At 68.1% G+C, this 23,818-nt stretch carries 19 protein-coding genes; 7 read left to right on the top strand and 12 right to left on the bottom strand.

From position 1 onward, the window contains the following. Positions 1-48 precede the first annotated feature (48 nt). On the top strand, positions 49-855 hold the full coding sequence (locus GNX95_RS38185) for an NAD(P)H-binding protein (protein WP_163512656.1): 807 nt from the start codon (positions 49-51) through the stop codon (positions 853-855). Here GNX95_RS38185 and GNX95_RS38180 read toward each other — a convergent pair. Both GNX95_RS38180 and GNX95_RS38175 read right to left on the bottom strand, forming a co-directional pair. Further along, positions 830-1,765: a D-alanine--D-alanine ligase family protein gene (locus GNX95_RS38180; protein ID WP_163512655.1), complete on the bottom strand. Its 936-nt coding sequence runs from the start codon at positions 1,763-1,765 to the stop codon at positions 830-832. The genes GNX95_RS38185 and GNX95_RS38180 overlap by 26 nt on opposite strands. A gap of 10 nt (positions 1,766-1,775) precedes the next feature. Further along, positions 1,776-3,101 (bottom strand): aminotransferase-like domain-containing protein, encoded by a 1,326-nt coding sequence (locus GNX95_RS38175; protein ID WP_222854253.1) that lies wholly within the window; start codon positions 3,099-3,101, stop codon positions 1,776-1,778. Positions 3,102-3,234: 133 nt separating this feature from the next. Here GNX95_RS38175 and GNX95_RS38170 point away from each other — a divergent pair, with 133 nt between their 5' ends. Then, complete coding sequence (locus GNX95_RS38170; protein ID WP_163512654.1) at positions 3,235-3,888, top strand: GNAT family N-acetyltransferase; 654 nt, start codon at positions 3,235-3,237, stop codon at positions 3,886-3,888. A gap of 40 nt (positions 3,889-3,928) precedes the next feature. Here the strand turns inward: GNX95_RS38170 and GNX95_RS38165 are convergent, their stop codons facing one another. Further along, the gene (locus tag GNX95_RS38165; protein WP_163512653.1) at positions 3,929-8,251 is read right to left on the bottom strand and encodes an endo-alpha-N-acetylgalactosaminidase family protein; all 4,323 of its coding nucleotides are present in this window, start codon (positions 8,249-8,251) and stop codon (positions 3,929-3,931) included. Positions 8,252-8,442: 191 nt separating this feature from the next. On the opposite strand from GNX95_RS38165, the gene GNX95_RS38160 reads away from it, so the two are divergent. Then, entirely contained in the window at positions 8,443-10,800 is a 2,358-nt protein-coding gene (locus tag GNX95_RS38160; protein WP_163512652.1) for a polysaccharide lyase 8 family protein, read from the top strand. A gap of 56 nt (positions 10,801-10,856) precedes the next feature. Further along, on the top strand, positions 10,857-11,804 hold the full coding sequence (locus GNX95_RS38155; protein WP_163512651.1) for a threonine ammonia-lyase: 948 nt from the start codon (positions 10,857-10,859) through the stop codon (positions 11,802-11,804). Here the strand turns inward: GNX95_RS38155 and GNX95_RS38150 are convergent. Beyond that, on the bottom strand, positions 11,791-12,381 hold the full coding sequence (locus GNX95_RS38150; RefSeq protein ID WP_163512650.1) for a TetR/AcrR family transcriptional regulator: 591 nt from the start codon (positions 12,379-12,381) through the stop codon (positions 11,791-11,793). The two genes, GNX95_RS38155 and GNX95_RS38150, sit on opposite strands and share 14 nt — an antisense overlap. Before the next feature lie 41 nt (positions 12,382-12,422). Here GNX95_RS38150 and GNX95_RS38145 point away from each other — a divergent pair, with 41 nt between their 5' ends. Continuing rightward, on the top strand, positions 12,423-13,334 hold the full coding sequence (locus GNX95_RS38145; RefSeq protein ID WP_246281913.1) for an alpha/beta fold hydrolase: 912 nt from the start codon (positions 12,423-12,425) through the stop codon (positions 13,332-13,334). A 13-nt stretch (positions 13,335-13,347) separates the two neighbouring features. On the opposite strand, the gene GNX95_RS38140 is transcribed toward GNX95_RS38145, so the two are convergent. Continuing rightward, a complete protein-coding gene (locus tag GNX95_RS38140; protein ID WP_246281912.1) occupies positions 13,348-14,538 on the bottom strand; it encodes an N-acetylmuramoyl-L-alanine amidase in 1,191 nt (396 codons plus the stop codon). A gap of 119 nt (positions 14,539-14,657) precedes the next feature. Here GNX95_RS38140 and GNX95_RS38135 point away from each other — a divergent pair, with 119 nt between their 5' ends. Both GNX95_RS38135 and GNX95_RS38130 read left to right on the top strand, forming a co-directional pair. After that, entirely contained in the window at positions 14,658-15,161 is a 504-nt protein-coding gene (locus GNX95_RS38135; protein ID WP_163512649.1) for an RNA polymerase sigma factor, read from the top strand. Continuing rightward, complete coding sequence (locus tag GNX95_RS38130) at positions 15,158-15,658, top strand: VOC family protein (protein ID WP_163512648.1); 501 nt, start codon at positions 15,158-15,160, stop codon at positions 15,656-15,658. Before GNX95_RS38135 ends, GNX95_RS38130 begins: the two co-directional genes overlap by 4 nt. A gap of 339 nt (positions 15,659-15,997) precedes the next feature. Here GNX95_RS38130 and GNX95_RS38125 read toward each other — a convergent pair whose 3' ends face one another. The 7 genes from GNX95_RS38125 to GNX95_RS38095 all read right to left on the bottom strand — a co-directional run bounded on the left by GNX95_RS38125 (position 15,998) and on the right by GNX95_RS38095 (position 23,809). Further along, positions 15,998-17,842, bottom strand: coding sequence for a bifunctional metallophosphatase/5'-nucleotidase (locus GNX95_RS38125; protein WP_222854252.1), 1,845 nt, complete (start codon positions 17,840-17,842; stop codon positions 15,998-16,000). Positions 17,843-17,999: 157 nt separating this feature from the next. Next, positions 18,000-18,326 (bottom strand): thioredoxin, encoded by a 327-nt coding sequence (trxA, locus tag GNX95_RS38120; RefSeq protein ID WP_163512647.1) that lies wholly within the window; start codon positions 18,324-18,326, stop codon positions 18,000-18,002. A gap of 25 nt (positions 18,327-18,351) precedes the next feature. Further along, on the bottom strand, positions 18,352-19,353 hold the full coding sequence (gene trxB, locus GNX95_RS38115; protein ID WP_187369760.1) for a thioredoxin-disulfide reductase: 1,002 nt from the start codon (positions 19,351-19,353) through the stop codon (positions 18,352-18,354). Between the two features lie 117 nt (positions 19,354-19,470). Further along, complete coding sequence (locus GNX95_RS38110) at positions 19,471-20,247, bottom strand: hypothetical protein (RefSeq protein WP_163512645.1); 777 nt, start codon at positions 20,245-20,247, stop codon at positions 19,471-19,473. Next, positions 20,244-20,903 carry an RNA polymerase sigma factor SigM gene (gene sigM, locus GNX95_RS38105; protein ID WP_163512644.1) on the bottom strand — a complete coding sequence of 220 codons (660 nt, stop codon included), beginning with the start codon at positions 20,901-20,903 and terminating at the stop codon, positions 20,244-20,246. Before sigM ends, GNX95_RS38110 begins: the two co-directional genes overlap by 4 nt. Positions 20,904-21,074: 171 nt before the next feature. Then, a complete protein-coding gene (locus GNX95_RS38100; RefSeq protein WP_163512643.1) occupies positions 21,075-22,502 on the bottom strand; it encodes a protein kinase family protein in 1,428 nt (475 codons plus the stop codon). A gap of 296 nt (positions 22,503-22,798) precedes the next feature. Continuing rightward, positions 22,799-23,809, bottom strand: a complete 1,011-nt coding sequence (locus GNX95_RS38095) for an NlpC/P60 family protein (protein WP_163512642.1) — start codon at positions 23,807-23,809, stop codon at positions 22,799-22,801. Positions 23,810-23,818: the final 9 nt, after the last annotated feature.

Genomic DNA, 23,818 nt, shown 5'->3' with positions numbered 1-23,818 from the left:
GCCGGAAGTTCCTATCAGGCGCGACCCGGTCGTTGCGACGATCGCCGCATGATCCTGGTGACAGGTGCCAGCGGCACCATTGGAAGCGAAGTCCTGCGACAGCTCAGGGCTGCCGGCCAGCCCGTACGCGCGATGAGTCGCCGCCTCGCCGGAGACGACGTCGTACGCGCCGACTTCACCGATGCCGAGTCACTGCGCAAAGCGGTCGACGGTGTGGACGCCATCTTCCTGGCGACAGCGCCTGGTGGTGCGGTCGCCGAGCACGACCGGGCGATGATCGAAGCAGCCGGCGCCCGCAAGGTCGTGAAGCTGTCGGCCGTTGGCGGCTCTGTCGGCTCGCCGTCGGACTGGCATGCGCCCGGCGAGCGCGCGCTGCGCGATCGAGGCGCACCTTGGGTCGCGTTGCGACCGACCTGGTTCGCGAGCAACGCGCTGCAGTGGCTGCCGGCGATCCACGCCGGCCAGCCGGTGCCAAACATGACAGGCGACGGCCGGCAGGCAGTCATCGATCCGCGCGACATCGCGGAGGTGGCCGTGCGGGCACTTCGCACTGAGGCGTACGACGGCATGGCGTTGACGTTGACAGGACCGGAGGCGATCAGCGTGCCGGACATGGTGGCCGTGCTTTCCGAGGAGCTTGGCCGGCAGATCCCGATCGTCGACGTGCTCGATCCGCGCGAACCGATGCTCGCCGCTGGTGTGCCGGCGGACGTGGTCGAGGTTGCCGTACGCGGCTATCAGCTCGTACGCGCCGGCGGCAACGAGGCGCTGTCCGAAGACGTGCCGCGCGTCCTCGGCCGGCCGGCTCGTACGTTTCGCGAGTGGGTCGCTAGCGAGTGGCGGCGCGCTCGATGAGCGTGCGGCAGACCTCGCCGAGGTCGAGGTCAGCGGCGGCGATCGCCATCGGGGTCAGCGAGGTCTCGGTCATCCCCGGCGACACGCTCACCTCGAGGACGTGGGCGCGGCCGTCCGGATCGACCAACGTGTCGACTCTGGACAGGTCCCGAATACCGAGCGCGGTGTGCGCCTGCAGTGCGACTTCGGCGACCTGCTGAGCCACCTCTGGAGCGAGCCGCGGCGGGGTGTGCCAGCGGGTGACGCCGGCGGTGTAGCGCGCGACGTAGTCGTAGACGCCGTCCGCGGGCTCGATCTCCACCGCCGGCAGCGCTCGCGGCCCGTCGCCGAGGTCGATCACGGTGACCGCCACGTCGATGCCGGCGACGAAGCGCTCCAGCAGCGCGGTGCCGCCGTACGCGAAGCACGACATCATCGCCGACGGCAGGTCGGCCGCGTCGAAGACCGGCGTCGCGCCGAGGCCCGAGCCGCCGTTGACCGGCTTCACCATCAGCGGCATGCCGACGCTCTTCACTACGCGCTCGAGAACGGCGGCGGCGCCGAGCTCGCGGAAGGTCTCGTGCGGCAGCGCCATCCAGTCAGGTGTGTCGATGCCGGCGCGCCGCAGCAGTGTCTTGGCGACCGGCTTGTCCCACGCCAGTCGCGACTCGGCCGCGCCGGCACCCACGTACGGCACGTCGGCAGCGTCGAGGACCGCGCGCAGAGCACCGTCCTCCCCTGGCGCGCCGTGCAGAGCGATGTAGACGGCGTCCGGCTGCGTGTCGTGCAGCGCGGCGAGCAGGTTGGCGTCCGCGTCGGCGATCGTCGTCTCGACGCCCGCGCGGCGCAGCGCGTCGGCGACCCGGCGGCCGGACCGCAGCGACACGTCTCGCTCGTACGAAAGGCCGCCGGCCAACACCATGGCATGCATCGCGCTCCCCCTAGACCGTGCCAGGATCGGGGGCCTCGGTGCCCCGCGAGTGGGTCCGGCCGTCCGTACGCGCCGGCGCCTGACCGAGCACGGGACCAAACGTCTCGCGCAGCTCGGCCTCCTCTCCGATCACTCCGGCCAGCCGGCGGACACCCTCGATGATCCGTTCCGGTGGCGGATAACAGTACGACAGCCGCATCTGGCGGACTCCGTCGCCGTCCGCGTAAAAGCCGATGCCTGGCACATAGGCCACCTTGTGGGTGAGCGCGCGCGGCACCATCGCCTTGGCGTCCCAGCCTTCCGGCAGAGTCAGCCAGACGTAGAAACCGCCGGCCGGACGGGTCCACCGGACGCCGGCCGGCATGTGCAGGTCGAGCGCGTGCAGCATCGCGTCGCGGCGCTCGCGATAGACCTCGCGAAACACCTTCACCTGGTCGCGCCACGGATACTTGAGCAGGTATTCGGCGACGACCTTCTGGGTCAGGTTGGACGGCGAGAGCACCTGCGCCTCGCTCACCATGGTCAGCTTGTCGCGTACGGCGTGCGGCGCGAGGACCCAGCCGACCCGCAGGCCGGCGGCGAAGGTCTTGGAAAACGAGCCGAGATAGATGACGCGCGATTCTGAGCGCGACCGCAGTGCCCGGCCCGGACTCGCCTCGAAGCCGAGCAGGCCGTAAGGGTTGTCCTCCACCACCAGCAGGTCGTATTCCTCGGCCAGTGCGATCACCTCGTCGCGCCGCGCCTCGGTCAGCGTCACGCCGGCCGGATTGTGAAAATTTGGCACGGTGTAAAGAAACTTGGCGCGCCGGCCGGCTTTGCGCAGTTGCTCGAGGGTCGCGCGTAACCGCGCCGGCACCAGGCCGTCGTCGTCCATCTCCACATGCACGACCTCGGCCTGCGCCGCCTGGAAGGTGCCGAGCGCGCCGACGTACGACGGACCCTCGGCGAGCACCACGTCACCGGGGTCGAGAAAGACCCGCGACACCATGTCCAGGGCCTGCTGCGAACCGGTGGTCACCACGATGTCCTCGGCGGAGGCGGCGATGTCCTCGAGGTCCATCACCTCGCAGATCAGCTCGCGCAGCTCCAGCAGCCCCTGGCCGACGCCGTACTGCAGCGCGACCGCACCCTGCGAAGCGACAACCTCGCTGACCAGACCGGCGATCGACTGCAGCGGCAGGGCCTCCACGTACGGCATGCCGCCGGCCAGCGAGACGACCTCCGGCCGGTTGGCGACCGAGAACAGAGCTCGGATCTCCGACGGCGTCATGCCGCGCAGCGCGGCCGAATAGCGATCGGTGTAGTCGTCGAGTGTGGTGCCGTCGCCGGTGCTCAAAACCGGTCCTCCATAACTGTCGGCTGACCACGAAGTTTACCGTCCGCGACTAGCCCGTATTCCCTGCTCGCCGTGCTGGCCGTACGATCTTGGTGACAGTGGTTACATCCGTTGGGGGGAGGACGGGCCAACGATGTCCCGACGCCTGGTCAACCTGACGCTCGACACGCTGGAGGATCTTCCCGGACAGTGCCGCAAATGCGTGTTCTGGGAGCTGGATCCGGTCAGCCGCGATCGCGCGATCGAGAGCGGCGACACCGCGTTCGAGAAGGAGTCGTGGGTCTCCGCGACGCTGCTTGACTGGGGGTCGTGCGGCAAGCTCGTCTACGTTGACGGCGTGCCGGCCGGCTATGTGATGTACGCGCCGCCGGCGTACGTGCCGCGGTCGGTCGCCTTTCCGACCAGCCCGGTGAGCCCGGACGCGGCCCTGCTGATGACCGCGACCGTGCTGCCGGAGTTTGCCAGCGGCGGCCTCGGCCGGATGCTGATCCAGGGTGTGGCCAAGGACCTGACCAAGCGCGGACTGAAGGCGATCGAGGCCTTCGCCGACTTGAAGTGGGACGGTCCGAGCTGTGTCGTGCCGGCCGACTTCCTGCTCTCGGTCGGCTTCAAGACCGTACGTCCACATCCGCGGTGGCCGCGGCTGCGGCTCGAGCTGCGGACGGCCGTGTCGTGGAAGTCCGACGTGGAGTACGCGCTGGAAAAGCTGCTGGGCTCGATCAACCCGCAGGTCGCGCTCGGCGCCTCGCGCGATGTCGCCGGCCAGATGCCCCGCTCCTCCTCCTAACCCGCCGCGGACGCGGGAATCGGAATCCGATTGCGTCTTCCTAGGCGCAGGAGAAGAGGGCGTCACCCCAGTCGGCGTGGTCGTTGCCGGGGCCGTCGCCCCCGTCGCCAGTGACGAGCTGCACTGACCGTACGCCGGTCAGCGGCACGTCGATCGCTGCCGCGGCCATGCCAGGCTTCTGCACCGAGCTGGTGTAGATCGTCTTTCCGTCCGCGATCACGGAAAACCGCACTGAGCCGGGCGCGCCCTTCTCGTCGTCCTGGCCGACTTTCGCGGTGAAGCGGCTGCAGGTGCCGTCCACCGCGTACGTGATGGCGCCAGGCGACGCCGTGCCGAGGCCTTTGGCAAACCGTACGCCGGCCACCTTCAGCGGACCGCCGTCGCCGGCCGCGTCCTCCCCCAGGCTGTGGTCGCGCTCGGCCGGTCCCCAGCCGTTGGTCATCGCCGACCAGGCCAGGTCGGAGGCGTACACGTCACCGGACAGCGCCGCGGCCGGCTTGATCGCCATGGCGAAAACGTGCAACGCCGACGAGCTCGGCAGGGTCACCGCGGCGATCGTCTTGGTCGGATCGGCCGGAATGGTGTTGTAGTAGATCTTGTAGTGAATGCCGAAATGCCCGGGACCGGCCGGTGTGTTGTTGTGGTCGGTGTCGATCGCGATCCGCGAGCCGTACGCGTTGTCGTCGGCGCAGCACCAGTTGGGGAAGCCGAGTAGTCCGGTCGATCGGCTGCCGTCGGCGTAGTGGATGGTGACCTCGGGCCGTACGTTTCCGGCCTCGGAGCCGAGGAAGCCGACCGCCACGCCCTTGCCGGACAGCGCGATCGTCTGACCGGCCGCGGCGACGTTGTCCGGCCGCGCCGACGGCACGTCCGGCCAGCTGAACGTCACGCCGTCGACCGTCACGGTCGCACCCGGCGCGGCACCGGCCGCGGTCAGCGCCTGCTGAGAGAAGCTGTTGCCATAGCCGTCGAAGTTTCCGGCCGTGGTCGCCGATTCGTCACTGATGGCCACGTTGTTGTAAGCGTCCGCCAGTGATGTGTACGCCAGGACCGCGCTCGCGTTGGCAGTCGTGCCGGCCTGGTGGCCGTTGATCTCGTAGGACGCGTTGGTTGCCAGCTGATAGCTGCCGCTTTTCGCGTCCGCGGGAGTCTGCAGCTGGTATGTCGCGGTCACCGTCGCGCCGGCGGCCACCGAGGCGAAGTGCGTCGGACTCTGCGGCTGCAGCGGCCATCCGCTCGGGCCGGTCAGCCGAATGTCCACATTGGACAGTGCGGCGGCGGTGTTGTTGGTGAAGCTGGCGGTCACCACGTTCGTCTGTCCGCGCCGCGGTGCGAAGCCGCTGAGTTTCAGTGATCCGAGCGGAGCTTTCAGGCAGCCAGCCGGCGCCGGACCGAGGTCGTCGACGACCAGGTTGTCCAGCGTCATCGACGCGTTGTCGTCACGGTTGTGCACGATGCCGAGCGAATCGTCGCCACAGGCGGCGAAAGTCTGGTCGTATGTTTGGTGTGGTGCCGATCCCTGTGGCGGCAACACATCGGTCCAGCCGGCCGGCTTCGGATCGGTCGCCGGCGGCGGAGAGTCCAGCGGCCGATCCGTCGTGCGTACGAGCGGATCCTCGGCAATGGTCTGGTTGTTGAAGATCCGCACGTCGTACGCGTCGTCCGTGTCGCTCTGGTAGTCGAACCGTACGCGATATGCGTGCCCTGCCTGGAAACGCAGCGTCTGTGGCAGGGTCCGATAGACCATGCCGACGCCGTCGGCCCAGGTTTTCAGCGACCAGTTGCCGGAAATCGTGTCGCGCGTGTAGCCGGCGTGCCGCTCCGAGAGATGTGTACGCAACGAGCCGCCATCGACCGTGTAGACGAACGGCCCCCATCCCTGGTCGACGTGCTCGAAATCCTCGGCGTAGTAATGATCTTTCGAGCCGGCGCCGGCGTTTGGCACGACTCGTACGTCATCGAACTCCACCTTGGACGTGCCAGTCGCGGCCGAGAGTGTCAGGAGCGGCGCCGGAGTCTTGGCTGTGAACAGCACCTTCATCCGCTGATATCGCGTACCGGTCTTGTCGTCGACTCCCGAGGTGTCCTCCTGCGGGGAGGAGTCGGTCCAGACTTTCGCGCCATCGACGGAAAGCGTCGCGACGCGCTTGGCTCCGGTCACCTGGACCCAGACGGAGGCCGAATACTGCTGACCGGGCTTGAGGCCGCGCAACCGCTGACTGACCGCACTCGCACCGGATCCCATCTCCAGGTGGGCCTGGCCGCGTACGTCGTCCACAATGGACGGACGCGCCCCGGTCGCCTTCCAGTACGCGAAACCGCCGGAGTCGAAGCCGGGGTCGCCGACCGGAGTGCCGTGGCCCCAGTCCATCCGTACGTCTGCCGGCCGGCCTTTCGTGACCAGATAAGGCGTCCTGGCGGCCGCGGCCAGGGTGACCTGTCCATCGCGCACGGGCACCTGGTGGACCTGCTGTTTGCCCGTCTGCGTCAGTGTCGCGACGGTCGCCGATCCGAGCCGGCTCCACGACTTCGGCAGCGTCCACGTTGTGGTGCCACCGGAGGCATTCCAGTGATAGAGCTTCGAGGAATCCCACGGCAGCAGATACGCGCCGCCGGTCGAGACGAGGTGACCTTCCGACCACATGTCGCGACCTTTGGTTATCCGTACGCCACCGGTGAAGTCGATCGCGTCATCGGTCCATTTGGTGACCTGGAAATGCTGGATCCACTTGGCCGGCAGATCGTAGGTGTAGATGTTGGACACCGCGTCGTTGAGGTTGACCCGGCCCTGCCAGCCGGTGAAGTCGGCCAGTCGCGGATTTGGCATCAGCGGGTCCGGCGACCACACGTCTTTCTGGTCGTTGCGCAGGAAACGGATGATCCGGCTGTTGACGCCGCGGTTGTTGTCGCCGCCGTAGGTCGGGTCGTTGGCCCAGTGCGACCAGATCGACTCGCGTTCCCAGTCGCCCGGAAACTCGGTGACCGCGTCCCAGCCGTCGGACCACAGCAGGTGCGCGAGGTCGTACGCGTCCCAGCCGGCGCCCGGTGTGACGTCCACGTACAGATAGGAAAGATTCGGGTCCGGGATCGCCTGCCTGAGTTTCTTCAGCCGTGCGGCCAGGTTTCCGGAGATCTCGTCGCCGTGCTTGTCGTCGCAATAGCTCTGGTCCAGCCATCCCCAGCATGTCGCCGTCGGATTCGCCAGTTTCCAGCTGAAGTTCTTCGCCTCCGGATAGGCCTCCTGCCGGTTGACGTGAACACCGAAGGTGGCGCCATACTTCTTTCCTTCAGCGATCAGCTTCCTCAAATCGGCAAGACCGCCGGCGCGATCGTTGAAATGGTCGCCATAGTCCGGATGCGCCGAGTCGTGGCCCTCGGACTGGTAACCCTTCAGCAGCACGTTCTGGCCGAGTCCGTCGGTCAGCAGCGAGATCTTCTTGACCTCGTCCAATGCTTTCAGGAACGGTGTGCCGGCCAATGAGGCGAAGTTGTAGGAGATGTACGGGACCACGCGGTCCTTGACCTCGTTGCTGCCAGGGACGTTCACCATGATCGACCGGAACGCGATCGCGCCGTCCTGCCAGTCGACCGCGTGGTCGCCGTTGCGATCGCCGGTGACGGCGACCTTGGCCCATGGCAGCTCGGTGATCCTTTTCGTGTCGTGCTCGCGATAAACCCACGGCTGGCTGGCGATGCTCGTACGCTTCAGCGTCCCTTCGGCCACCGTCGAGACGGCCAGCCGGAACGGCTCGGTGAGCGTGCTGGTCTCCACACCGGCGGCGAGTCTGTCGGTCGAGACGAACGCGTATGACTTGCCGGCCGGTTTCGAGGTGACCGGCAGGTCACCAACCGGCGTCACGGTGTCGCTGGACTTGTTGGCGTCGACCGAGAAACCGGCCGCGGCGAGGGTGGCGCCAGGCTGGTCGCTGCGTACGGACACCAGTGAGAGATCCGGGATGTCGAAGGTCTCGACGGTGCGGCCGGGGTCGTCGACGCCGGTGACCCGGAAGGTCAGCGTCTGTCCGGCGACCGACAGCTCGGTGCGGATCGTCACGTTGGGAAGCGTGAGCCGATAGCGAGCCGCGGTCGCGGTGAGCGAAACCGCGACGGTCGGCCGCTGCTCGGTCCCGTTGATGCGGACCGTGGCGGCCGTCCCGGTCGAGCCGCCGAGCTGCGCGCCGTCGACGGTCGTGTAGCCGAGTACGCGTGGAAACGCCCTGTCGACGGTGACCGCCAGCTGGCCGGACCGGATCACCGCCTGGTCAGCGGGGATCAGTGGCGCCGCTGCGGCCGGCAGGCTCGGCAGTGTGAAGGCGGCGAGTGCGGTGACGACCAGCGTGGCGAGCGTACGGACGTACGGCATGAGTGGCCCTTCTGCTTGGTCTCGGCAGTCGCGTTGCACGAAACTGAGAGGTTTCTAGCAACTGAACGCAGCTTTTGGCAACGGTCACGTGGCCAGACCAGGTCAGCGTCGACTTTCGAACTTGATTGAAACCCTGTCCAATAGAGCGGAATATCGCATCGAAGAAAGCGCTCTCTACGCTGGAGGCCAGGATGCAGCTTTCACGACGGCAGGTGTTCGGATTGGCAGCGGGGATGACGGCGGCGGGCCTGACCGCGGCAAGTCCAGCGGCTGGAGCGGATGTGTACGACACGTTGCGCAAGCGGGCCGTCGAGCTGATCGTCGGCGGTCCGTTCGAGGCGTCCGACGCCGACTATCGGCAGGCGCTCGACGCGATGGACGTCGAGCTGGGCGGCTTCTGGCAGGCGCTCGACCGGGCACCCGCGCGTACCAGCCTCTGGCCGGACCTGCCGCTCACCGCGACCGACGCGGTCAACGCCAACCTCAGCCTCAACCGGCTCCGGCAGCTGGCCATCGGCTGGTCGACGACCGGCGCGGAGCTCCACGCCAACGCCGATGTCGCGTCGGCGGTCGTGGACGGACTGGCCTTCGTCTATCAGCACCGCTACAACGAGTCGGCGCGCGAGGTCGGCAACTGGTGGAACTGGGAGATCGGCGGACCGCGCGCGTTGGCGCAGACCTGCCTGATCCTCTTCGACCAGGTGCCGGCGGCCGCGTTGGCCAACTATCTCAACGTGATCACCAAATTCGTCCCCAACCCGGACCGGCGGACCAACGCGCCGACGGTCGTCGAAACCGGCGCCAACCGGATGGACAAATGCCTGATCATCGCATTGAGCGGCATTCTCGGCCGCGACGGTGACCGGCTCGCGCAGGCTCGCGACGGCCTGTCGGACACACGCGACGGCGGCAAGAACAGCATTTTCCAGTACGTCGAATCCGGCGACGGCATCTATCGCGACGGATCTTTCGTGCAGCACGGCAACATTCCGTACGTCGGCACATACGGCAACGTGCTGCTCGGAGACATGGCCTATCTGTCCGCATTGCTGGCCGGCTCGCCATGGGAGATCACCGATCCGCACCAAAACGTGGTGCTGGACGCGGTGACCGCGAGCTTCGCGCCGTTCATCACCAACGGCCGGATGATGGACTGCGTACGCGGCCGTGCCATTTCCCGCGATTACGAGTCCGACCACAAGGACGGGCACGCGGTCGTCGCCAGCATGTTGATGCTGGCCGCCGGAGCGCCGGCCGCGTACTCCTCGACTTTCCGTGCGCTGGCGAAAGGATGGATCCTCCGCGACACGGCCGATCCGTATCTGCGCTGGGCGACCGTGCCACAGATTGGCCTGGCGAAACAGATCCTCGCCGACCAGGCGGTCGCGGCGGCGCCGGAGCCGAGCTATCACCGGCAGTTCGCGTATCAGGACCGGATCGTGCATCGCCGGCCGTCGTGGTCTTTCAGCCTCGGACTCTCGAGTGCGCGTACGGCACGATATGAGGCCGGAAACGCGGAAAACCTACACGGCTGGTATCTCGGCGACGGCGTCACGTATTTCTACGACCGCGATCTCGGCCAGTTTTCCGACGGATTCTGGCCGACCGTCGACGCGTACCGGTTGCCAGGCATCACCGTGCAAACCACGCCGCGTACGCGTGCCGACGAAGGCGGCTGGGTGCAGCCGGTCGGCTCTAACACCTGGGTCGGTGGCACCACCGACGGCGATCTCGGTGCTGTCGGCATGGATCTGCGGTCGTACGACAAGGCGCTGGTCGCCAAGAAGTCCTGGTTTTGCCTCGACGACGCGGTGATCGCACTCGGCGCCGGCATCACGCGCACCGGAGCGACACCGACCTCGGTCGAGTCCATTGTGGACAACCGCAACCTGCACTCCGGCTCGAACCAGCTGCTGCTCGATGGCAGAGCTGTCGACCGCGGCCGTTTTCCGCATGCTCACTGGGCTCATCTGCACGGCATCGGTGGATATGCGTTTGGCTCTGGCGCGGCGATCAACGTGTTGCGCGAGTCGCGTACGGGCGCGTGGTTTGACATCGACCAGGGTGCGGACACCAGCGGCAGCAAGGATCCGCTGACGCGGAACTATCTGACGTTGTGGTTTGACCACGGCATCGATCCGGTGGACGCGGCCTATTCGTACGCGGTGCTGCCTGGCGCTTCCATCGCCGAGACAATGCGATGGTCGGCCGTGCTGCCGATGAGCATCGCGGCCAACAGCCCGGTGGTGCAGGCGATCCGCCGGCCGGGGTTGTCGATGGCGAATTTCTGGACCGCCGGCTCGGTCGACCGGCTCGTGTCCAGCGGCCCGGCGTCGGTCCTGCTTCGCCGCAATGGCGCGAAACTCACGCTGGCGGTGGCCGACCCGAGTCGTACGCAGGAATCGGTGACCTTGCATCTGCCCTGTCCGGTGCGGCGGATCGAGTCGGGCGACCAGTCGGTGACATTGGTGCGCGCACGGCCATTCGCCGAGCTGCGGATCGCCACCGGCGGCAGCAACGGTCGCACGCACAAGGTCGTGCTGTCCTGATCGGTGCAATGAAACTCACTGCCGAAGACGGTGGCTGATCAGGCAGGATCGGGCACATGGAACTGGTGACGATCGACGACGTACGCGCGGCGGCCAAAAGGATCGAAGGTGTCGCGGTGCGTACGCCGGTCGTCCCGTGCCGGTGGGCCGAAGGTTTGTGGCTCAAGCCGGAAAACCTGCAGCCGATCGGTGCGTTCAAGGTCCGCGGCGCGACCAACGCGGTCGGTGCGTTGTCCGATGAACAGGCCGCGAAAGGTGTCGTCACGCATTCCAGCGGCAATCACGGTCAGGCACTCGCGTACGCGGCGAACACGCGTGGCATTCCGGCGACGATCGTTGTGCCGGATGTGGCGCCACGGGTCAAAATCGACGCGATGCGCGCTCTTGGCGCGGAGCTGATCCTGGTGCCGCCGGCGCAGCGGCTGACAGCGACCGACGAGTTGGTCGCCGAGCGCGGCATGGCGCTGGTGCCGCCGTACGACCATAACGACATCATTGCCGGGCAAGGCACCATCGGCGTGGAAATGGTGGCGGACCTGCCGTCGGTGAGAAGCGTGCTCGTGCCGGTCGGCGGCGGTGGCCTCGCGTCCGGAGTCGCGGTCGCGGTGAAGGCGTTGCGACCGGACGTGCGGGTGATCGGCGTCGAGCCGGCGCTGGCCGCCGACGCGGCGGACAGTCTCGCCGCCGGACACATCGTGCAGTGGACCGACGAGCAGCGTTATCGCACCTCGGCCGACGGTGTGCGGACGAACATCGTCGAGCGCACTTTCGCGCATCTGTCCCGATATCTCGACGGGATCGTCCGGATCAGTGAGGACGAGATCATGTCGACCGTACGCAGGCTGGCGCTCGAGGCGCATCTGGTCGCCGAGCCAAGCGGCGCGCTGGCTCCGGCCGCTTTCCTGCACCATCGCTCGGAGCTGCCGGACGGTCCGGCGGTCGCGATCGTCAGCGGCGGCAACATCGAGCCGGCCATGCTGCGCGCGATCCTCAGCGACGACTGAAAAGGCGCTGGAGAAACTCGTCCAAGGCGGCAGTGGCCACCTCGATCGCGTCCCTCTCGTCTTCGGCGCGCGCGGTGACCAGAGCGATCTCGTTGATGGACGCCAGCAGCACGTGCGCGAAAAGGTCGGACTGACCGGCCGGCAGCAGGCCGTCTGCCGCGGCCTGGGCCGTCCAGGCCTTCATGACGCCGAGCGTCATCTTGTCGTCGTACTCGCGCCACCGCTGCCAGCCGATCACCGACGGCGCGTCGACCAGCACGATCCGGCGTACGACCGGGTCGGCGACCTGCTCGATCCAGGCCAGGCAGCCGGCGCGCAGTGACGCCAACGGCTCGCTCTCCGCACGTGTGGCCTGCATCGTACGGCGGCCGGCGTCCCGCATGGTCTTCAGATAGACCGCCTCGAAAAGAGCGTCCTTGCCGGAAAAGTGGTGATAGAGCGCGCCTCGGCTGACTCCGGACTCCTGCAGCACGGCGTCGATCGACGTGCCGTCGTATCCATGCTCGGCGAACAGCCTGGTCGCGATCTCCACGAGCTGGTCGCGGGTCGCCTGTCCGCGCTCGACGCGCCTGTCCATACGCTCCTCACCATTGACATACCGACTGTCGGTCTGTAACGGTGAAACCGACAGTCGGTCTGGAATCTTCACTGTATCCGGAGGACGTACGGATGGACCTGCAGGAGTTCGACAGCCACCGGCGCACCGTCGACCTCGCCGGTGGACCGGTCAGTTATGTGGACGTGGGACCGAGTGGCGGCCGTACGGTGCTGTTCGTACACGGCCTCGGCACCAACGCCTACCTGTGGAGTGGCGTGATCGCCGAGTTGTCGCGTGAGCACCGCTGTGTGGCGCCGGACTGGCCGTTGCACGGCCAGACGCCGATGCCGGCCGACCAGGACTTCACGCTCGGCGGTTTGGCGCGATTCGTGGAGGATTTCTGCGCCGCAATGGATCTGACCGGCATCGACCTGGTCGGCAACGACACCGGTGGCGCGGTGTGCCAGACGTTCGCGGTCGCTCATCCGGAGCGGCTGGCGACCTTCACGTTGACCAACTGCGACACGCACGACAACCTGCCGCCCGACGGGTTCGAGCAGGTCGTGGAGGCCGCCCAGAAGGGTCTGCTGGCGCCGAACGGACCGGAGCTGCTGGCCCGGCCGGCGATCGCGCGCCGGCAGTCTTTCGGCGGCGCGTACGAGGATGCCGGCCTGCCGGACGACGTGACCGTACGCGCGTTCCTGGAGCCGGTGCTCGGCACGGTGGAGCGTGGTCGGGAGTTTGAGCGGCTGCTCACGTCGCTGAGCGCGAAGGACCTGATGGCGCTGGAGCCGAAGCTGCGCGAGCTGACCGTACCGACGCTGATCGTGTGGGGGACGGACGACCGGTTCTTCGAGCTCAAGTGGGCCTATTGGCTGCGCGACACGATCGCCGGGGCGCGGGAGGTCGTCGAGGTGCCCGGCGGCCGGCTGTTCTTCCCGCACGAGCGGCCGCATGAGCTGGTCACCGCGCTGCGCGCTTTCTGGAGCTGACCGTCGGTCCTTGTCAGGCCAGGCGGCTGCGCAGCTCGCGCATGTCCATGGTGCCGGTCTTGAAGTCCACCTCGACCGGCAGGAAGACGCGCTGCACGGCGATCAGGATGGCCTCGGCGATCGTGTCGCGGAAGGCCGGCTCGATCAGCCGCGCGCGGTCGACCGGCGAGGTCAGATAACCGCACTCGACGCGTACCGTCGGCATCCGCGTACGCCGGAGGATCTCCCAGGTCTTGCGATGCGTACGGCCGTCGACCAGGCCGGTCCTGGCCACGATCTCGCGGTGCACCAGGCCGGCCAGCCGCTCGCCGACGGTGGAGGACGCACCGGACTGTGTGCCGAAGTAGTAGGTCGCGACGCCGCTCGCCTCGGGGTTGCGGTGGCCGTCGATGTGCAGTGAGACGAGTACGTCGGCGCCGGCCTCGTTGGCGAAGCGCGCGCGATCGGCGTCGGAAAACCAGGTGTCGCGGCCACGGGACAGGTCCGTACGCACACCGAGTGCCGACAGCCGTCCTTCCAGCCGGTTGGCCAGATCCCAGGCCAGCTCGGCCTCCGACCACTCCAGCATGCCGTCCGGCACCACCACGCCACGGTCCGGCCCGCCGTGACCGGGGTCGATGACGACGTGCTTGCCGACCAGCGCCGGACCGGCCTGGCGGAGCAACGCGGTCTCGCGCAGCAGCTGCGGCCGGCCCCCGACCACCTTGCGGCCGAGCTGGCGAAGCGCGCGCATGGTGCTGGGGCCGAAGCTGCCGTCCGGCAGCAGGCCGACCTCACGCTGGAACTGTTGCAGGGCACGCTCGGTGCCGGCACCGAAAACGCCGTCCGGCCGGCCGACGTCGTAGCCCATCTCCAGCAGCCGCTCCTGCAGCGCCTCCACGTCGTCGCCGACCAGCGGATCGGTCACCGATCGGGTCAGCGGCCGGTCGCCGAGCCGCCAGCGAGCCGCCACCAGGGCGCTCCAGGTCTCGGTGCCGACCACGCCGTCGATGGTCAGGCCGCGCTGCTGCTGGAACTCGCGGATCGCCAGCTCACAGGCGGCGTCGAAGATCACCGAGTCGGGGCTGGAGCTGTCGCCGTGCGGTCCGGAGCCGACCAGGCCGAGGCTCGCGAGCGTGGCGCGTACCTCGGCGGCCGCCGGACCGCTGTCACCTCGGCGTACCGGCTCCATCGGCAGGCCCCCTTGCCAGCTCGGGAACAACATCGTTCAAGAGACCACGTTAAGCGTTGTCTCATAATCGGTTGCCGGCAGGGCCGACACGCCGCCGTAACACCTCGGCAGTCGGGCGTCGGAAAACCGGTCGCCGGACCGACGATAGGGATGTGACCGTACGGCCCGATCCGGCGTTGGGCCTGCTGGAGCTCTACGACGAGGCGCTCCCGCAGGTCTATGGCTATCTGCTGGCACGCTGCGGCGACCCCGCCACGGCGGAGGACCTCACCGCCGAGTCGTTCCTCGCCGCGGTCGCCGCCTGCCGCAAGCCGGAGGCGCCGGAGCTGTCGGTGCGCTGGCTGATTGGCGTGGCGCGACACAAGCTCGTCGACCACTGGCGTGACCGGGATCGCCGACGCACCGAGCCGCTCGCCGACCGTGACCCGAGCTGCGACCCCTGGGACGTACAGCTGGACGTGACGCTGGCTCACCAGGTGTTGGGCCGGCTGTCGTACGCGCATCGTGCCGCACTGACGCTGCGCTATCTGGACGGCCTGCCGGTCGCCGAGGTGGCCGCCTGTCTCGACCGCACGCTGCATGCGACCGAGGCACTGCTCATGCGCGCGAAGCGAGCGTTTCGTGCCGCGTACGAGGGAGAGGAGGGCCTCCGATGACCGATCCGCTGGATGTCCTCCGCGGCGATCCGCCGCCGGTCACACCCCGTGAAGCCTTCACCGCTCAGCTGCGCAGGCGGCTGGAGGCGGTGATCCTGGGAGGAGAACAGGTGATTACCCAGACGAGTGTCCTCACTCCGTACATCGCCGTACGCGACGCGCGTGCCGCGATGGACTGGTACGGCGAGGTGTTCGGCGCCGAACGGCAGGGTGACCTCTACGAGATGCCGGACGGCCGGATCGGCCACGCGCAGCTGCTGATCGGTGGCGCGCAGCTCTTCCTGGCCGACGAATATCCTGAGATGGGCCTGGTCGGTCCGCAGGACCAGCCGACCCGGCCGTTCTCGCTGCATCTCACCGTCACCGACGTGGACGACCTCAGCCGGCGAGCCGAGGCCGCCGGCGCCACCGTCGAACGGCAGCCGAGCGACAACCCGTACGGCCGGGTCGCGGTGATCATCGACCCCTTCGGCCACCGCTGGATGCTCAACCAGTGAGTTCGCGGTGACTGGGGGTCGCGGTTGTTAATCGGTTGAGTGGGGTGATATTGCCTTAGTTGCCAAGGCCCCGTAGGCCGAGGAAGAAAGCCCCGTGAGGCGTCCGGACGGTCGTCGGCGGGGCTTTACGCTTTCCCGTCAAGGTCGACCTGGACCACCTCGATGATCGCGGCCTCGACGCGACAGCGCCACTGACCACCCGACGATCGCCGCCGTCAGCAGATATCGGTCGCCACGTTCGGACTCGTCAACGAAAACATGAACTGTCACGCCATGTCATGATCCTCGCACCTTCCGCCACTAGTTGTGCGAGGGTGCGAATCGCAACTTGCGATAATGCTAGCCAGTTATTTGTACGGGCTGGCCGTTGGCGACGAGCTTCCAGTCGACCGTCGCGAACGTGGCCGGGTCGATGGTCTTCTCCTTGGTGGCCCAGTCGATCAGCAGCTGCCGGATGTCTTTCTGCTGGTTGTAGAGCACGGTCGCGGTACTGATGTGCGGGAAGCCGCCGCCGCCGGACTGTCGGTAGTTGTTCACCGCCACCACGAATCCCTGGTCGGCGGCCACCGGCTTGCCGTCGTACGCGAGGTTGACGATCCGCTTTCCGGCCGGCTGCGCGATGTCGATGTCGTACGTCAGCCGCGCGTCCAGGCCCGAGACGATGTCGTAGTTGTAGTCCGGCGTGCCGTTCGGCGCGGCCGGCGTCTTGGCGTTGGTGACCTGGTCGGCCGGGTACGGGCCAACCCCGCTGACCTGCTGGAAATACTCGCAGGACTTCTCCAGGTAGTCCTTCACCTGCGCGCCGGTGAGCTGCACGGCCAGCAGCGTGTTGTCGTAGATGTAGAGGCCGGCGACGTCACGGACGCTGACCGTGCCGGCCGGGATGGCGGCGGCGCGGTTGAACGGCGCGGCGATCGACAGCACCGGCAGGCTCGGCGAGATGGCGGTCTTCACCGCGTCTGCCTGCACGTAGTTGATGAAATCGACACAGGACGAGTCCTGATAGCGCGCGGTCGCCGCGGACATCGCCGCCGTGCAGGTGGCGACCGGAGAGTTCACGTACGTGACGACCGCCTGGTGGTCGGCGGTCAGCAGCTTGGCGATGTGCGCGTCCTCCGGCACCGTGTTGCTGTTCAGCGTGTGCGAGTCGGCGCTGGCCAGCTGCCAGCCGTGCAGCGGCGAGTGGGTCAGCTCCAGCTCGATCACACTGAGCCGCTCACCCCAGCACAGCGGCTCGGTCAGCAGCACCTGCTTGCCGGTCGCCTTGTTCGTGACGAACCGGTCCTGGATCTCCACGTGTGCGTGGCCGACGAGTACGGCGTCGATGCCGGGCACCTGCTCGGCCATCAGTGTGGAGGCGTTCTCCGGATACGGCAGCGCGTCACCGTACGAGGAGGACGTGTCGGCGCCCGAGTGGGTCAGCACGACCACCACGTCGGCGATCCGGCGCAGCCGCGGCACCCAGATCTTGGCCTGCTCGACCACGCCGTCGAAGTGCATCCTGTTCTCGACGTTTGCCTTGTCCCAGATCGCCACGCCGGGGTTGGTGAGGCCGAGAATCGCCACGCGTACCGGGAAAAGCGCGCCGCTGGGCCACATCGTCTTGATCGTGTACGGCTGGAAGACCGGCCGCCGGGTGTTCCAGTCCAGCGCGTTGGCGCCGAGCAGCGGAAAGCGCAGCTGCTGCTGGAACGTACGGAGGAAGTCGATGCCGTAGTTGAACTCGTGGTTGCCAAGCGCCGACGCGTCGAACTCCATCGCGTTCATCGCGGTCGCCATCGGATGGACGCGGTTGCGGCTGATCGGCTTGACCTTGGCGTAGTAGGTGCCCAGCGGCGTGCCTTGGATGGTGTCGCCGGAGTCGAGCAGCAGGACATTTCGCCGGCCGCGCTGTTTGCGCATCGCCGCGACGAGAGTGGCGACCTTGGCGATGCCTACGTCGTTGTGCTTGGCATCGTCGTACTCGGCGTTGTTGTAGTAGTCCCAGTTGAAGACGTGCGCGTGCAGGTCGGTCGTGCCCAGCAGGGTGAGCCGTGCGGTCTGCTTGCGCAGGTCGTCGGCCGCCGGCCGGGGCGCGGCCGCGGCGGCCTCCGGCGACATTCCGGCGGCGGTCAGGATGGCCGCCGCGGAGCCACCCAGCCCGGCGAGCAGGCGACGACGGCTGACGGGGTGCGGTGCTGGCACGGTCACTCCTTGTCGGATTCGTTCGTACGACCGAAGGGAATGTACGCCGAGACCGCCACCTTGAGGAGCGTTTTCGCAGCTTGGACGTCTGGCCTTGGCCTTACCGAAACATGAGAAAGCCGCGCATCCACGGTGGATGCGCGGCTTCTCGTACGAACTACAGCGCGGAGTTGATCAGCTTGAGGATCTCCGACTTCGGCCGCAGGCCGACCGCCTGCTGCACCGGCTGGCCGTCCTTGAAGATCATCAGGAACGGGATGGACAGCACGTTGTAGTCGCGAGCCGTGTTGGGGTTCTCGTCCACGTTGAGCTTGGCGATGGTGACCTTGTCACCGAGCTCGTTGGCGATCTCGTCCAGGATCGGCGCGACCTTGCGGCACGGCCCGCACCACTCGGCCCAGAAGTCGACCAGCACCGGCTTGTCGCTCTTGAGGACCGCGGTGTTCCAGGTCGCGTCCGTGACGGTGGGGGTGTTCGCACCCATGACTTCTCCTTTTGTTTCTTTGGGATCAGGACTGCGCGGATACGGGTTGCGCAGCCTCGCGGGTCGGCCCCCAGGTGGCGCCGAGCGGCTCCTCGTCGTCGCTGAGGTTCTCCAGGAACCGTTCGGCATCCAGCGCCGCCACGCAACCCGAGCCGGCGGCGGTGATGGCCTGCTGGTAGACGTGGTCGACCAGGTCACCGGCCGCGAACACACCGCGCAGGTTGGTCCGCGTGCTCGGGTGGTCGACGAGCACGTAGCCGTTGTCGTCGGTGTCCACCTGGTCGCGGAACAGCTGGCTGCGCGGGTCATGGCCGATGGCGATGAAGACGCCGGTCACGTCGAGCGTCGACTTCTCGCCGGTCCTGGTGTCGGTCAGCACCAGTCCGGAGACCTTGCCGTCGGTGCCGAGCACCTCCTCGACCTTCGAGTTCCACCTGACCTCGATCTTGTCGTTGGCCAGCGCGCGGTCGGCCATGATCTTGCTGGCGCGGAACTCGTCGCGGCGGTGCACGATGGTCACCTTCTCGGCAAACCTGGTGAGGAAGGTGGCCTCCTCCATCGCCGAGTCACCGCCGCCGATGACGGCGATGTTGTGGTTTTTGAAGAAGAAACCGTCACAGGTCGCGCACGACGACACGCCGCGGCCCAGATACTCCTGCTCGCCGGGCACACCGAGCGGCCGCCAGGCCGAGCCGGTGGCCAGGATGACGGCCGGCGCCTCGTACGTGGTGTCGCCGACGGTCACCTTCTTGATGTCACCGCTCAGGTCCACCGCGGACGCGTCGTCGGTGACGAACTCGGCACCGAAGCGCTCCGCCTGCGCGCGCAGCTGCTCCATCATCTCCGGGCCCATCACGCCGTCCGGATAACCGGGGAAGTTCTCCACCTCGGTGGTGGTCATCAGCGCGCCACCGGACTCGGCGCCCTCGATCACCAGCGGCGAGAGGTTCGCGCGCGCGGTGTAGATCGCCGCGGTGTAACCGGCCGGACCGGAACCCACGATGATGACTGATCGACGTTCGCTCACGTCACACTCCTCGGCTGCTGCCACCGGATCTCTTCGGATCTGTTCTAAGAACGCCATGGTAAGGGCCGGCATTCCGGCTCACTCGTGACGTACGCGACTGCGCTCGTCGGTGAGCGGTCAGGAAGCGGCGACCGGACCGTACAACGTGACGGCGGTAGGCCCGTCGCCGCAGCCAGGCGAGACCGCGACGACCCGGTCGCCGGCGCTGGTGGACAGCACCGCGAGCACGGCCGGACTGCCGCCGAATCGAGCCAGGTCGACGTACGTCGGCTCGCCGCCGAGCGCGCGGAGCGCCTGCAGGCACGCCTCCAGGATCCCCTTGTCGTCGAAGCGGCGCAGCTGCGCCGGTTTGCCGGCGGTGTCGGCCTGTGCCTCCTTGGCGCCGCCCGGCTGGCGGAGCATCGGCAGCGTCGTCACCGTCCAGTCGCGCCCCGACGACGTGATCCGGACGTGCCCCGGCGCGGCGGCCGCGTTTGGCGCGGCGCGGCCCTCACCGGTGGCCCCGTCGGCGCTCGTCAGCGGCTCAGGACGCAACTGCTGGAAGACGACGCCTCCGCCGACGAACAGGATCGCCACCGCGGCCGCGGCCGCCAGCACCAGCCGGAGCCGGCCGCGCCTGCGCTCGCGGGCCGCCGACAACGAGCTGACCGGCGGCTCCGGCTCGGCCAGAGCCGACTCGATCCGGCTCAGCACGTCGTCCGGCAGCGGCTCCGGCTCGAGCATCGCCAGCTGCGCGGACACCGCCGCGGTGGCGGCCGGCAGCTGCTCGTACGCCTGCCGCCACGCTGGGTCGGCGGCCAGCCGGCCGGCCACCAGCTCGGCCTCCGGGGTGCCCTCCAGCAGGCCCTCGGCGTATTCAGCGAGAAGCTCGACGTCGACAGGCATGTCGGTCATGGCGCACCCCCTCCGGCAACCTCGGTCTTCCCCTCCGTCTTGGATGTGACGCGTCCGTCCGCCGAACCGTTCCGGTGAGCCGGCGCACGTGCCGGCTGTGTTCGGCCCGGCCGCAGCTGGCCGAGCAGTACGGCCATCCGCGCACGGCCGCGCGCACATCTGCTCTTCACCGTGCCGGCCGGGATCTCCAGCACCTCGGCGGCCTGGTCGACCGGCAGGCCCTCGATGTCCACCAACACCAGCGCGGCCCGCTGGTCGTCGGGCAGCGCAGCCAGTGCCTCCCGTACGGTCAGCTGTGTCGCCAGCGTGTCGGCCTGGTCGGTCGGATCGGCCGGGTCGACCCTCACCTCCTCCAGCGGCAGGGCTGGCCGCGCGGCCCGTCGGCGCAGCCGGTCCAGGCTCGCGTTGACGACGATCCGGTGCAGCCAGGTGCTGACCGCCGAGTCGCCGCGGAAGTTGGCGGCCGACCGGAACGCCGACAGGCAGGCGTCCTGCAGCGCGTCCGCCGCGTCCTCGCGGTTGGTGGTCGTCCGCAACGCCACCGCCCACATCCGGTCGCGGTGGCGCGCCAGCAGCGTGGAGAACGCGTGGCGGTCACCGTCCGCGTGTGCTCGGAGCAGCTCCGCGTCGGTCGGCTCCGACCCCGCGGTGGTCACCCCGGCCTAAGGCGTGTCTCCAAATCCAGGTGCGCGATAGCCGAGCCCAAACGCCGGCTGCCAGCACCGGACGATAACCCACCATAGCGCTGCTATTTGGGCCATCGTCCGGCGCAGGCAGGCCGACGTTTGGATCTCGACTCTCGCGCACCTGGATTTTGGAGACACGCCTTAACCCCTCGCCTCGATCTCCTGCACGCCCACCCCGTATCCGGTCTCGTATGGCGGCAGGTTGGTGATCCACAGCAGCACGTACTTGTACTTGCCGTTCAGCTGGAAGGTGAGGTGTCCGCCGTTGGTCGAGGTCGGCTGCACCACCGGCCGGTCGTGCAGCTCGTCGATGTCGTTGCCGACGTAGAGCACCGCCGTCGCGCCGGCCGGGTCGAGATAGGCGTCCACCTGCTTGATCGTCTGCGCGGTGCCGTAGGAGACCCGGACTCCCATGCCCTTCTTGAGTCCACCGAAGTTGGACTGGCCCTTGTAGGTGGCCGTCTTCCACTTGGTGGTGCGGTCGCCGTCGATCGCCTTGGACGCGCCTTTGTTCTCGGTGTTGTCACCCTGCGGGTCGTCGATCTCGACGTCCTTGGGCTGGATGACATGCAGAGCCGGCGCGGCGCTGGAGGGGTTGGTGGCGTTGGCCGGTGGCGTGCTGCCGTCGCCGGTCGGCGTACGCAGCACCAGCACGGCGAGGATCGCCAGGAACACCAGCATCACGCAGATCGGGATGCCGAGCTTGGCCCACAGCGGGATCCGCCGGATCCGCGACTCGCGCAGCTTGTTGAGCGGCTCGGCCAGCGGCAGCTGGCCGGTCAGTCCCTCGCGCTGGCGCAGCTCGCTGGCATATTCCAGCTGGTTGAGCTGGCTGGCCAGGTCGTGCGCGGCCGGCGCCGGCCGCTCGTTGTCCAGCAGCTCCATCGCCAGCGCGTCGAGCTTGTGCGGCACGCCGGCGCGGATCTGCCGTGGCGTGCACAGCCGGCCGTCCAGCCGGGTCGCCGGGACCATGCCTTCCGGAGTGTTGCCGTTGGCCGATGGCCAGCGGGCGGTGAGCGCCGCGTAGAGCAGCGCGCCGACCGCGCGTACGTCCGCCGCCGGCTCGGCCGACTCGGCGAGCGTCAGGTCGGTCATCGTGCACTCGAAGTTGCTGTTCACGATGACCGTCGTCGGGGTCAGGTTGCCGTGTGCCGCGCCGGCCGAGTGCAGTGCGGCGAGCCCCTCTGCGGCGCTGCGCGCGATCGTGATGGCCTGGTGCGCCTCGAGCGGACCGTTGGCCAGCAGCTTGCGCAGTGGTCCGCCGGCGGCCCATTCGCGCACGACGTATGCGCGATCGGTTTCCTCAACGGCGTCGTAGATGGCCACGATCGCCGGATGCCGTACGCGTGAGATCGCCATCGCGGTGTCCAGCAGCTGCTGCGAGTCGGCGCCGACGGTGCTCTGCACCTCGACGGCCACGCCGCGCGCAAGCAGCAGATCGGTCGCTCTCCAAAGAGCGCGACCGGTTGTCGAATCGACCAGATGCTCGTCCAGCCGATAGCGGCCGGCCAGCACCTGACCTGCGGCCAGCACGGCCACCGTCGCCCCCCGCGGGCCTTCCCCCTCCACTGGCCCTCCCCTATCGGCAGCGGCCCGCGACGCTGGGGACCCATCCACAGACTCCGTCGACTGCTCCGGCGCGCCCTCGCGTGCGAGCCGGGTCAACTGTTCCGGGACCCATGATCGCACCTCGCCGCCAGCACTCGCTCGTCTTGACACGGTTTCATTCCCTGCACGTCTGTTCTTCGGACGTCCCCGACCGTACGTAACAGGGGCACGATCCAAAAAATGGATCGTGCCCCATGTTGAGACGCCGCAGGGTGTCGGATGGTTGCCAGCAATTTTCTGGCAACCATCCGCGGTCACTACGTGACGATGCGTCGCACCACGTAGTTGTTGCTCCAGATCTTGTGCTTCGCGGTCGGCTTGCCGTAGGTAGAGGCGTCCCACATCTCGTTGCCGCCGGCGTAGATCGCCGCGTGGTAGTACGAGCCCGGCTTGCCGAACAGCATCAGGTCACCCGGCTTCATCTGGCTGCGGCTCACCGCGGTGCCGTAGTGCGACTGTGAGGTCGCGCTGTGCGGCAGCCGCTTGCCGAACTTGCCGTAGATGAACAGTGTGTAACCGGAGCAGTCGAACGAGTTCGGGCCGGCGGCGCCGTAGCGGTATGGCTTGCCTCGGTACTGGTAGGCCATCTGCACGACCTGCTGGCCCTTGTTCTGCACGTAGATCGGCACGCCGCTGGACATGCCGCCGGCGTATGCGGTGCCGTCGGCGCACTTGGTCGGCGCCTCCGAGCTCGGCGTGGTGTCGCTCGGCGAGGAACTCGGGTCGGAGCTCGGGTCAGCGGTGGCGTCGGCCGGCTGGCTGGAGGAGTCGGCGGCCGGCTTGCGCTCCGGCAGCTTGCTGTCGCCGGTCTTCTGCGCGCCACCCTGCTGGGCCGGCTGCTGGGCGGACTGGCCGGCGGGCTGCTGCGTGCAGCCGCCACCGATGGTGGCGCCGCTCGCCGAGATCGCGTAGTAGTTCGAGCTGCCGGGCCGCAGCGTGAAGGTGACCACGCCGTTGCTGTCGGTCCGCGAGCTGCCGAACGAGGCGTAGTGGCCCTTGCCGTCCAACCGGGAGATGGTCACCGGCACGTTGCCGGCCGGCTGGCCCTGCGGGGTCTTGACGGTGCCGCGCAGGTAGGCGGTGCCGCCCGGCGGGATCGACTGCGGGCTGTTGTAGCGGGCCAGCGTCACCTTGAGCGACTCGGCCGCGAAGACGGTGGGGGCCGCGAGAACGCCGGCCGCGATGATGCCGGCACCGGCCACACCGAGCGTTGCGGTGAGCCACTTGTTCTTCAGCGGACGCGGGAGACTACGGCGGTGTGTGCGCACCGTATGCAA

This window comes from Fodinicola acaciae, assembly GCF_010993745.1.
GTDB classification, from domain to species: domain Bacteria; phylum Actinomycetota; class Actinomycetes; order Mycobacteriales; family HKI-0501; genus Fodinicola; species Fodinicola acaciae.
This window is presented reverse-complemented; position numbering and strand designations above follow the sequence as displayed.